Below are 12,611 nucleotides of genomic sequence, written 5' to 3' on the forward strand. Positions count from 1 at the left end.
ACAGTACCCGTAATAGTTTCATCATTTTATTTTCCAGCGCTGTCCATTGTATTAAAGCTGCTACGCACAAAAGAGCCCCATCCCTTAAAGGATGGAAGCTCTTGTTAGGTTCATTTCAGGAAGCATAGTTCCTGCTTATATTCAATAATGGGATGTTCTATTCAATTGAAGCGATGTTATTGCCTGAGCTTAACCTTGCTCGATTAAACCGTACTTGCCATCGTTCCGTTTGTAAACCACGCTTACTTCCTCATTCTCGATGTTGGAGAATACGAAGAAGTTATGACCAACCATGTTCATCTGAAGAATGGCTTCTTCCACGTCCATCGGTTTCAGCATAAAGCGCTTCGTACGTACAACTTCCAGATCATCATCCGTATCCGTGTCCAGCTCGGCTGTAGCTACTGTACCTGACGGATCTTCCACGAAGAGTGTTTTCAGGCTGCCTTCCTGACGGAATTTACGGTTAATTTTCGTTTTGTGTTTGCGAATCTGACGTTCCAGCTTGTCCACAACGGCGTCAATGGATGCATACATATCATCGCTGCCATCCTCCGCACGAAGCACAAAGCCCTTCAAAGGAATCGTCACCTCAACTCTATGCAAGCCTCTTGTCGTGCTCAGTGTAACCGCACCATCAGAGGTAAGGGGTGCATCGAAATACTTCTCGAGTCTACTCAACTTTTTGTCGACATAATCTTTCAAAGCCTCAGTAACCTCGATTTGTTGACCTCGAATACTCAAATTCATAGGGCACTCCTCCTTTATCTTTGCACCTTCATTATACCACGAATGTAAGCGTCATGTAAAAACTCCCGGTGACCGAATAATGACATCTCCTCCAGCCACCTCAGGCAATGTCTGTTTAACGCCATATTTCGTGATTTTTCGCCATTTTCGGGCAAAATCAATTGTTTTGATGGAGTTATTTATCAGGCGCTTGATGATGTATTTAACCGTTTTGGAGCTGGTTTAATCGGTTATGTAAAATGATCTCTCCAAAGGCCCAGAAATTCATTTCTTAGCGTAGACATTGACACCCTTCGAATAGGCTGTTGAAGGAAATTTGAGACGCTCTCCCGCAAGCTAAACTAAACAAAAAAAGACCCCGGATCACCGGAGTCTGATGCTAGCGATAATTCAATTTGGTAACCATCTAACCATATATGTAGGTCGGATTAACCGGATGATTATAATTTGATTACGTTAGCTGCTTGCGGTCCACGTGCGCCTTCGACGATGTCGAATTCTACGGATTGACCTTCTTCCAAAGTTTTGAAGCCTTCGGATTGAATTGCGGAGAAGTGTACGAATACGTCGCCGCCGTCTTCAGTCTCAATGAAACCGTAACCTTTTTCTGCGTTGAACCATTTTACTTTACCTTGCATGCACTAACATTCCCTTCGTCATCAAATGAAGTGAAGCCCTGGCCAAGACCCTAGCCCACAATTCAGATGATATCACCTAATCTTATCCATTGTCAATTGGTAAAGAAAATGTTTTATTGGTATTTTTTTGTAGATTATTGTTGAAATATAAGATTTAACTATTCTGTCTAAGCTTTAACTCAAAGAAGCCCTCTCATTGTGTATAAGAATCAATAGCTCTTGGTTATTTGTCTTGGACTCAGCGATATCGAGATACCTCAACGCCTTAGAAAGATCCAAAACCGACATTTCTCTAGCCAAATGCAACCATAACCTAGCATTCTCCTGATTGCTTTGTAAACTTGCAACAAGCAAATCAATATTCCGTTTTTTCTTTGCCTTAAGGTCAACAAGATTAATATCATAACCATCATGCAATAAATGGATATCACTAGATGTGCGCGGAATATCACCGTAAGAGATCTGTTCATGAATTCTATCAACGTACCTTAAACGAGAAGGGAATAATCTCACGTACCCGACAGGGATAACCTCCACGATTTCTCCAGCAACTGTATTATCATAAATAATGTCAAATACGGCTTCCTGACCACGATCTATTTGATTCTGAACATATGAACGTATTTTAGACTGTTCTGTATCAGGTAAAACATCATCTGAATCTACAATGAAAACCCAGTCATGAGTAACTTGTTCTAAAGAATAGTTGCGTGCTGCGGCAAAGTCGTTAATCCATTCATACTGATACATCCTGATATGAGGATAATCTTGCACATATTGTTTAACAATTTCAATCGTTGCATCCGTTGAACCAGTATCAACAATTACGATCTCATCGACTGAGTTCACTATACTATCAAGGCATCGGGCAATACATCGTTCAGAATCTTTTACAATCATAGCAGCTGAAACTCCTATTTTATTTCCCCCCACTATAAAGTATAGAACATAATACTTTTAATATAGATTATCTTCTTTGAACAACCAGTCTAGCGAGATAGGGATCCTCACTTTTGTAAATTGACATCCCTTGACCTTTTTTATAATATTTTTTTTCAAAATTATACTTTTCCACCAAACATCCTAAGAGATCCTCTGCAATGACAAATCTACGATAATGATTTTGAAAATGCTTATCGATATCTCTGTCTTCAATTGTTCTAAACTCCGCTGCGATAACATCTCCTTTTATCATATTTTTAGAGAGTACCTCCAGCAACTTTTCTTCTGTTTCCTCCGTAATGGAATGTAACAGAAATCTTAGATATACCAATATTTTTCTATTTTTATTCGTGCTACTCTTCCGAAATGATGTGAAATAGTTGGAGAATTCTTCCTTATTACTAATATCAATAGTATGAAAGCTTATTTTATCATTGATTTCAGAAAAATCTTCCTTGATTTTATTATTAAACTTAATTGACTCTTCTGAACGATCAATCCCGATTACTTCATAACCACTTCGAGCAAATGAGAAAGCATCTCTTCCAGATCCACAACCGACATCTAATACTTTTATTTCAGTATCATTAATTAAAGCCTTGACGAATTTACAAAAAGTTGACTCTTCAACCAAATTGAAATTTTTATAAAATTGGTTCCAGTAATCAACATTTTCTTTCTCGCTAAAATTCATATCATTTAATTTTCTCAAAATTAACACCGCCGATACTTTTAATTTTCAATTGCAACACTTTTAAGAGCCTCTTCTATGATCTCCCATGTATTCCAAACAGAATTGGCATCAATACTTTCGAAGAATACAGGAGCTAAACGTTCCCTGTCCAGTCTGTAGTAATCGTCGTTATAACATGAATTCAGCAATTCTGATTCAAGATCGCTTTGGGTTTGTACTTTGGGTCCGGCTGTCCAAAATTCATAAGGTTCTAGGGCAAGTCCTCGTTTTAACCTATATTCTTCAAGATCGCTATTAACAAAAACAGTAGGTTTATTCATAAATAAAAAATCATTATATACTGTTGAGTAGTCAGTAATTAAAACATCTGCGCCATTTAAAATTTCATACAAATCTAATCCAAAAGAATCAAGTGTATTATTGTTAATAAAATGAAGGTTTTTCAATTTTCTTTTTTTTGTTTTACTTGTAACTGAGGTTTCTTCACCATGATGTACTTTTGAAATACACACTAAATTATTCTTCTCAAGAAAATCATCAAATTTCTCATAATCAAAATTGTGTATTTTGAAGCTATCATTCAAATTAATATCTCCTTCTATACGACCAATTCGCTCAAATACATGAAAAGTAGGCATATTAAATATTATTTTTTTTGAGGAAAAATCTTTATTTAATAACTTTTCTATATTCTTTCTACCATCAGTATTTAGCAACATATCATTTCTAGCCATTCCAGTTATTCTATATTTATTCTCTGGTATCGCATAGAAAGAGCTAAAAACTATCATTTGCATACGGGATGCTACGCAAACAAGATCAGCTTTTTTAAAAATTTCAGGATTCCCTCCTGAGTTCTTATCTTCCTTATCCATTAAACCACAAGATTTCAAAATAATCCCTGCATGACCAACCTCAATATTAAAAGTAAATTTAGGAAGATATAAAAATGTAGAAAAACCTGAAACAGTCACAGAACCCCAAAGGGGTATTTTAACAACATTCTCTGTTTTATAAATATCTTTCCCATATATAACCTTAACATTAAATTTGTTTTTAAACTCTAGAGGAATATACTTTATTAATGCTCCAACATTGGAGTCAGCAGCATTAAATTTGTTAAACACCACTGTTTTAGTATATTTTTTCAATTTTATGTGATTCATCAAATCTGGACCGATATACACTCGTTCTATTTTTGTTCCTTCTATTACTACTACTTCACACTCTTTGATACCGTGCTCAGCTAGTAGTCTAATTTCTTTAACATAATTAGAGTTGTAAATAACCATAACTTTAATTTTTGATTTATCATCAAACAGGCCAATTAAATCTTTTGAAAGAGAATCTAATGAAAGAACCTTTTCTATATGAACCCCATATTTCTTCAAAACCTTTAAACTATTTTCATCAATTTCACTAATCATATTCGACAAACAAATAATTTCCTTTTCTTTCATTTGTGACAACAGAAACATATACAATGGAGAATGATTAGCCCTTTCATCATTTCCAATATTCTCATAATTCTGATAATACAAGAATTTATAGTATATATTAAACATTCTTTTAGTATGTTCATCTGTTATGTTAAAAGTTTTAAATTCTTTAACTTTGTTTATACTTAAGTAGGCTAAAGGAATTAAAGCATTAAAATCACCGATTGAAAATCTATATTTTAATTCCTCAATTAATTCTTCTCTCACAAAATTTGATTTAGAATAACCTTCTATAAATTCAAAGTAATCTTCAACTTCTAATAATGAATTTAAGTAATGCAAGACAACAAAGTTATTTTTTTCAAACTGATTGTAAACCAACTTCATTTTTTCCTTATATCTACCCGTATCGTCGAAGCTAGTACATATCCAGTATAAGGTTGAGAATACCGATGATTGATAATGCGATACTAAATTAAACAACTCACTTTGAATTTTATCTCTTTCATTTTTGAAGTTTTCTTCAAAATCCAATGAACAATTTGCTAAATTGGAAATTAGAGCAGCTCTTGCATTCCAATTATTTTTTAATATAAACTTTTTTACTACTTCACTGTTTACCTCTACAGCTAAAGATTCATTTATCGCTCTACTGAAATCTAAACCATTATTGGCTATAAATGTATATTCTTTCCCTACAGCTGTATCGGTCATATAAGTTGTTATGACAGGCAGATGTGAGGCAAGGTATTCATATTGTTTTATAGGGTCACAGTTAATAATTATATTAGTCTCAGCCTTAAAAGGGATAATTCCAGTCTGCATATGCCTCAGATAATATTTTAATTCGCTATGTTTTTTTTCCCCCAAAAAATATAAGTTAGGGAGCGAATTGGATAATAACTCCGTTTTACCAAATCCTAAAATTACAAAAGATATATTAGGGTTCATCGATACCACTTCATTAAATAAATCCATATCAAACCATTCATATATTGCACCTGCGTATACAACTCTAGGTTCTGGAATATTTATCAAATCACTTGGCATGCTCTCTATTGAATAATCTAAAAAGTCAGAATCATTAACTGCATTTCTTGACAAAAATACATTTTTCCTTTTTTCGATACAACTACGTTGTAAATAAAGTGCTGTGGCTGTTGTAGTAATTGCATCAGCGGAATCCATTAATTCTTGTTCCCAAGCGATATCACTCTCATGTCCCCAAAATGAATACTTCAAATCAGAATGATCATCCACACACTCATAAATGTGATAAAACTCACCATTCAAGGATTTAATCGTTTTTATTTGAGAAGGTAAATATGATATGATCACTACTTCTTTATTTTTCGACAGATATTCATCCAACAAATGTTGGATGACTGATAAATAATTATCAATTACGAAATTGTTTTTTTCATCTTGCACTTCTAGAGTACTATAAATCTTAACACCGTCAATTTTTCTTGCTGAATTTATTGAATAGCTAAGAAGATCTAATGAAAGTATATTTTTATCATCTGAAATTAAATTCTTCTTTCTCTCAACATATAGTACTTCGTTTCCAAACTTAGATAGGGACCTTGCAATATGATGAGTCCTCTGATAAACATCTCCCCAAATATTTGAGGATAGTAGAATAAATACTTTTTCCTTGCTTTCTGAAGCTGTCATAAATATATTTTCTAGCGCTTCATCTCCAGCTTGGAACATTCGTTTTAATTCAAGTTTAATGTTAGAGTCATTTAAATATTTATACGCTCTTCCATAATAAAGAGCAGCGTCACTAAAACTACCTATTTTCTCCAAAGCATATGCATAATTGTAATAATAATCTCCATTTGTATCTTCTAACTCGATCGCGTTGGCAAGACAAGAGATTGAAGCATTATATTCATCCACTTTTAAACAGAGAATACCTCTCATATTCCAGTATTCTGCATTATGAATAAGCGATTCTTCGTTCTCAATTATTAAATTATACGCACTTTGAATCTGATCTGTATTTATATAATCCGCAATTTGATCAAGTATATGTTTCATCTCTACCTCCTGATGTTATAAAGTACGATATTCCTAAGGGGTCATTAGATGGCGTGAATACAAATCTTGAGTTTTTTGATCTAAAACACTCGCTATCCGGCCAATTTTCTGATTGATTACATAAAAATCAATCTCATTACTTTTATGCAAATTCTTGTCTAACTCAGTCAACCAAGATAGATATACACTGAGAATTTTAAATCTCACAGCCATATTCATTGAAAGTAATCCGTTACTTAAAGCAGTCCAGATATTCCAATGTAGCACTCTAGATAAATAGACACTTAATAATTCTATTCTTGTTTGAGGGTTGCTTACATATTCAGCAAAAAGATTTTGAACCAAAGTAAACATCTTCCTGAGATATTCAAAATTCTCGACAGGATTTTTATATACAGACTGAGATGACGATTCCGTATTCCCTTCTCTAAACCTGTAGTTATATACAATCGAAGAGAGGTTATATATTTTTTTAGTTTTCAAAAGACATTCGATGGTAAAGGCTTGATCTTCTCCATACTTTAAGGTTTCTGTGAAATTCATTTGTTCCACGACACTCATTTTAAAAAGCTTCCCACAAGTGTAGACCGAATAAAGAATGGCAGGAACTTTATAAACATTTAGTTCCCCTTCAGTTTTAAGTTCTGGATATATATTAAATATGTTCGAAATCGAACTACTACTCTTATCAAACCTTTCATATAATCCAGTTACAATATCAGCATTATGTTCTACTGCTGCATTGCACATTTTTTCTATGGCTTCTAAAGGGAGGGTATCGTCAGAATCCAGAAAGAAAACATAATCTCCTTTTGCTGCTCTTAATCCAGCATTTCTCGCGCTTGAGACCCCTTTATTTGTTTCTTGTTTTATTAACAATATGTTTCTATTAGTAAGAGAATATTGGATTGCAATCTCATATGTTCTATCAGAGGAACAATCATCAATCAGAATCACTTCAATATTTTTGTAGGTTTGGCCTATTATAGATTCTAAACTCTCCTCTATAAATTCCTCTGTATTAAACATAGGTACTATTATCGAAACAAGTGGAGTCTTCTCCTTCATCTATAGTCACATCCTCATTCTTTCAGCTAACTGAAGATTATTTATATTTACTTTTAATTTTGAAACTCTTTCATCTTCAACGCTAATCATTTCTAAATATTTAATAGCTCTGATCGCATCATTCTGTCGAATTGATAGGTTGCAAAGGAGTATTAAAGTGTTATCCTTCTCCTCTTGATAATCAAGGGTGAGTTCCAAAAGGTCTAAAATGTGACTCCACTCGTTTTCTTCATGCAAATGATTGATTAACATATTTATAGTACTTAGCTTATCTTCAATAACCTCTAGATTAGCCTTGACTGTCTGAACCACTATTTCATTCGAAACCAGCAATTTAGTAATTTCTTTTAAAGCTAATGCCCTTTCAACTCCATTTTCAATTCGTAAAAGAAGGAATTTTATCCACTTCGATATATCTCCCCTGAGGTTAAGGGTCTCTTTTATCTGATAAATCCATTCCAGGATCTGATCACTTTTCGCTTCAATTTTCTCCAACCAATACAGGGCCTTCTCATCTTCACCAATGCCATAATAGATGGTCCCCAGATTAAAGTGCGTTGTTGCATCTCCAGGAACTAGTTCATGAGCTTTTGAGAGGAAAGATAAAGCATTTCTGATTTGATCCTGTTCATAGTATGAAATCGCAAGATAATTCAGTAAAGCTGTGACAGGACCATCATAAGTTTTAACAGCCTTTAAAATAAAGTCAGGATTATTTTTCAGTATTGTCTCCAACACTTCAATATTTGTATTCCTGAATAACTGATTAAATTGATCATGTAAAACATCAAAGTTATCAACTTTTTTCGCAAGAATTATAAAATACTTTGTATTCACTATTTCAGGAGTCAATCCGGAGACATAGTTGCCTAGTTGTCTTATTAACGCTTGTCCCTCAGTCGTAATCGCTTCACTTATTGACAAGACATCATATATGTTAAATTCTAAGGCATTCAAAACTGATGTAAGACTCTTTACACTCCAATCATTTATTTGATGACTGGACAGTTCCTTACCACTAATTAAATCAAGCACTACTGAATAATGTCGTGAATTCGGAAGGAACACAGCCAAATTACCGTTTTGTTTCAATAGGTTCTTAGATATTTCTAATGAGTGCTTAATATTATTGGTTGTATTGAGGATAATATAATCAAAAGCTTCTACTTCACAATCATGTAAAGAATCTAAAGTAGTAATAAAACTGTTATTGATGCTATTACTTATTCTTAATGCTCCTAAATTTGTTTCAATTCCATATATTTTGGCATTAGGAAGAGCATTGTGTAGATATAGCAATATTTCACCACACCCACTCCCCACAACAAGTGCACGAGCATCATCAGACTCATCATAGCTTACAAACTCATCTATCATTTCATGATAGTTTGCTATGGGTAAACCATCAAATCCCCATCTCGCTTTAAACTCTCCACTAGAACAGTAATCTTCCTTTTCTTCCAATCCATAATGGTGAACAAAAACATTAGTGCAGACCATCAACCTGTAATTTGCTTCCCTAATTCTCAAACAGTAATCAATCAACATTTCATGTCCAGATAGATCATCGTGAAAAGAACCTGTTATATCTACAACATTTTTTTTAAAAAGTATACAAAACCCTTCTAATGTAATTTTTTGTTTTAGACCAAAGTTTCTATTACATTCCCGCCCATACTGAAGCATTTCTTCCATACTGTGATATTCTACGTTTACTTTCTGAATATCATGAGCTTTATTAGAGACAGGGCCTACCGCTGCAATGTTTTCATTCTGATATAACGACTGAAGCATATAATCTAACCAATACTCTGTTACCAAAGTATCACTATGCATCAGAAGAATATTATTTCCAGATGCTACTTCTATACCTTTATTCCAAACCTGACTCTCAGCTAAAATATTCTCGTTGAACAACGTTAGAATATCTGTCTGTTCTGATAGCCACTCTTTTAGCTTGTAGTTGCAAGAGTGCTCCACCACAATCAGTTCATAAGTTCCTTGCTCAGTAAATCTGCGTATATTCTCAATCAAAGCTGCTACATACTCATGATCATGAATTGAAGCATTGATTACAATACTAGTCTTGTACATAGAGGCCTCCCCTTTATTTCTTTACTATCTCAAAGTCTTTTAGCTCCACGTGCAACTAATATATAGACTCAATTTCTGCCAGTCTGTTTACTGATGGCTCATAATCAAAGGAAGCAGCCTTAGTATATTGTTCCTTTGCAAGAGTTGTATTCCCTATAACCTCGTAGTAAACCCCCAGATTATGATGGGCAGCATAACTTCCTGTTCCTTGAATACTTCCTTCTTGATCATTTTCTCCGATCTCCAAAGCCTTCATGTAGTTCATCTCGATTAAACCAAGCAGATGTTCATATTTTGAAGGCTCACTTAAAATGAGTTCCAGCAGATATAGAGCTGACACAAAAAAGAAATCCGGATATTCACATAAGAATTCTTGTTCATTATTAATTACATCTACACCATATTCCAAATTCCCGGAATGCATCATTGAGTAAATATAATTAACAATTAAGGATGGAGCATAGGCTTCGTGTCGAGTAATCATATTGTAACCTTGATGAAGGTAATTAAATGTCTTCTCATATTGCTCAAGTCCACGATATTCCTTGGCAATTTGATAATAAAAATAAGGGTCATTTGGATACTCATTAATCATATCCAGTAACAGTGGAATATTCCGGTCCCCTTTAGTTTGTTGATAATAACCATCATGCTTAATTTCGACATTTAACTTAACTCTAGGATATATGGTGTTTATCTGTTCATGAATAGCTCCACTATATCGGCAACTTGATGGAAAAAAGCGGGTGATAAAACTCTGCTCGTATTCCACACCAGTTTGTCCTTGATACTTATTAACTACCTTAACCTTACCAACAGCTAAAAAAGGTGACAGCATTAATTCTTGAAATGCTTCTGAAGGATTATTAGAGATATATTCATCTGCATCCAAAACCAAACACCAGTCACAACTAGCTTGTTCTAAGGCATAATTACGCGCAGCCGAGAAATCATTAACCCATTCATAATCAAAAACCTTAGCTTGGAATTCTCTAGCAATCTGTTTAGTAGAATCTGTAGATCCAGTGTCTACCACGATAATTTCATCTACATAACTTACAACACTTTCTAAACATCTTCTCAGATGATTTTCTTCATTTTGCACTATCATAGTTAAAGAGATGGAATTATTCATAATTACCTCTTTCAATTAATTGATCGTTAAGAACTGACTGCACGATAATATGAAAAACCATTTACATTTTAGAAAAAATAAATATCTTGATTGACCAAATAAAAAATTACAACAATTCTTGAAAGCAACATTCACCTGTTATATCTATTTATCGGTAATTCACTTCTTTTCTAAGAGCCCAAGATTCAATTTTTATATTGTATTTTCTTCCACTAAACATAATTCCGTGTTTATTCTCTTTATCTCACTAGGCAAATAACCGATAATGGTTTATAGATACAACTTTTTCTTTTAGGAAGGACTATATTTATGAAACCAAAGATCAAAATTTCTCTTTTCCACCTTTCATCCTCAGGTTCGAATAATTATCATTTATTTCACAATACTCCAGAATATTTATTAGAGAAATATGATATTGAATTATTAACAAAACACCAGGTGCTCTACAATTCTTCTATGGACCAAAGTGATGTATACATCACTACACACGGAGAATATGTCTCTGTTTATGACAAAATCAATATTGATCTCTGGCATGGTTTTCCTCTTAAAGGCATGGCTAAAATGGATAAAAATGAAACTGTCCCTGATGAAAGTATCCAAAACCACTGGTCTAAAGTAGACATGATTATGTCTTATTCAACTATGTATAACACTGCTATGAATGCCTGTAATGGAGCCAACATTGCTAAGTATCGTATTACAGGCGTGCCTAGAAATGACGCATTACTATCAAGTAAAAGCAAGGATGAGCTAAAAAAACTGTTCCCGGATATAAGCAAGACTGATCAAGTAATCTTTTTTATGCCGACGTTCCGAAAATCTATAATCAATCCGAACAAAGTAGAAGGTTCAAAGAATTCTGGAAATCTGTTAGGTATATTGGAATACAATAGAGATCAATTACAATCCTTTTTAAAAGCAAACAATCTGAAACTAATTCTCAAACTCCATCCGTTTGAAGAACAGTATTTCCAGAATGAATTGGCTGACATCCGATCGGAACAAATCTTAACTTTAAATGATCAGGACCTGGCTCATTATAATCTTGACCTGTATAACGTTCTTGGAGCAGGAGATATGTTAATTACTGATTATTCTTCAGTGTATATTGACTACCTGTTGTTAAATCGTCCTATCATTTTCACACCTGTTGATCTTGAAGAGTACAAGGAAAACCGTGGATTATTGTTTGAACCTTATGACTTTTGGACACCTGGACCCAAGGTCTATACTCAGCCCGATTTACAAAATGCTATTGAACGTTACATTGCAGACAAAGATTATTATGACAAGGAACGGAATACTCTACTAAATCTGTTCCATTTCTACAAAGATGATCAGTCCTCTAATCGGATATGGACAGAAATTGATCGTTATATTGAAGAGAATCTTGAGATTATTCACAGTAGAAGAGTCCATATGAGAGAGCACAAAGAATTACAAAGCAAAATTAAGCAGACTATCCAACAAATGATTGAGAATGGGTACTTGGCACAAGCAAATGAAGCTATCCAACAATATTTAGTGGATAACCCTGCCGATCCTGACATCTTTGCCATGAACGGCATGCTGCATTTAATGAATGGGGACAGCGCTGAGGCTATTCAGTCATTCCTGAGAGGACACCAGCATTTTCCTTGGGATGAAGACTTACTCTACAACTTGGGATATGTCTATGAAAGTATAGGAGATATTGAGTTGGCTCACTCTTATTACCAACAATCATTAAATCAAAGTCGGAAACCCGAACTCAATACAATCATTAATGAAAAATTGAAAACCTTTAATACTTCGAGGTAAGG

General features: G+C 34.0%; 9 protein-coding genes. 1 reads left to right on the top strand and 8 read right to left on the bottom strand.

All coding sequences use genetic code 11. The annotated features are described in order from the left end of the window. Window positions 1-189: 189 nt before the first annotated feature. The 8 genes from hpf to HNR77_RS13405 all read right to left on the bottom strand — a co-directional run bounded on the left by hpf (window position 190) and on the right by HNR77_RS13405 (window position 10,806). On the bottom strand, window positions 190-750 hold the full coding sequence (gene hpf / locus HNR77_RS13370) for a ribosome hibernation-promoting factor, HPF/YfiA family (RefSeq protein ID WP_111269123.1): 561 nt from the start codon (window positions 748-750) through the stop codon (window positions 190-192). Between the two features lie 440 nt (window positions 751-1,190). Further along, the gene (locus HNR77_RS13375; protein ID WP_024631599.1) at window positions 1,191-1,388 is read right to left on the bottom strand and encodes a cold shock domain-containing protein; all 198 of its coding nucleotides are present in this window, start codon (window positions 1,386-1,388) and stop codon (window positions 1,191-1,193) included. A gap of 174 nt (window positions 1,389-1,562) precedes the next feature. Further along, a complete protein-coding gene (locus tag HNR77_RS13380) occupies window positions 1,563-2,321 on the bottom strand; it encodes a glycosyltransferase family 2 protein (protein ID WP_311768616.1) in 759 nt (252 codons plus the stop codon). Window positions 2,322-2,355: 34 nt separating this feature from the next. Then, window positions 2,356-3,042 carry a class I SAM-dependent methyltransferase gene (locus tag HNR77_RS13385; RefSeq protein ID WP_184184913.1) on the bottom strand — a complete coding sequence of 229 codons (687 nt, stop codon included), beginning with the start codon at window positions 3,040-3,042 and terminating at the stop codon, window positions 2,356-2,358. Between the two features lie 20 nt (window positions 3,043-3,062). Continuing rightward, window positions 3,063-6,509 (bottom strand): CDP-glycerol glycerophosphotransferase family protein, encoded by a 3,447-nt coding sequence (locus tag HNR77_RS13390; protein ID WP_184184916.1) that lies wholly within the window; start codon window positions 6,507-6,509, stop codon window positions 3,063-3,065. Between the two features lie 33 nt (window positions 6,510-6,542). After that, the gene (locus HNR77_RS13395) at window positions 6,543-7,577 is read right to left on the bottom strand and encodes a glycosyltransferase family 2 protein (RefSeq protein ID WP_184184919.1); all 1,035 of its coding nucleotides are present in this window, start codon (window positions 7,575-7,577) and stop codon (window positions 6,543-6,545) included. A 6-nt stretch (window positions 7,578-7,583) separates the two neighbouring features. Continuing rightward, window positions 7,584-9,671, bottom strand: a complete 2,088-nt coding sequence (locus HNR77_RS13400) for a glycosyltransferase (RefSeq protein ID WP_184184922.1) — start codon at window positions 9,669-9,671, stop codon at window positions 7,584-7,586. Window positions 9,672-9,726: 55 nt separating this feature from the next. After that, window positions 9,727-10,806, bottom strand: coding sequence for a glycosyltransferase family 2 protein (locus HNR77_RS13405; RefSeq protein ID WP_184184925.1), 1,080 nt, complete (start codon window positions 10,804-10,806; stop codon window positions 9,727-9,729). A gap of 309 nt (window positions 10,807-11,115) precedes the next feature. On the opposite strand from HNR77_RS13405, the gene HNR77_RS13410 reads away from it, so the two are divergent. Then, complete coding sequence (locus tag HNR77_RS13410; protein ID WP_184184928.1) at window positions 11,116-12,609, top strand: CDP-glycerol glycerophosphotransferase family protein; 1,494 nt, start codon at window positions 11,116-11,118, stop codon at window positions 12,607-12,609. Window positions 12,610-12,611: the final 2 nt, after the last annotated feature.

The sequence above is a fragment of the Paenibacillus sp. JGP012 genome (assembly GCF_014203995.1).
In the GTDB taxonomy this organism is placed as follows: Bacteria; Bacillota; Bacilli; order Paenibacillales; family Paenibacillaceae; genus Paenibacillus; species Paenibacillus silvae.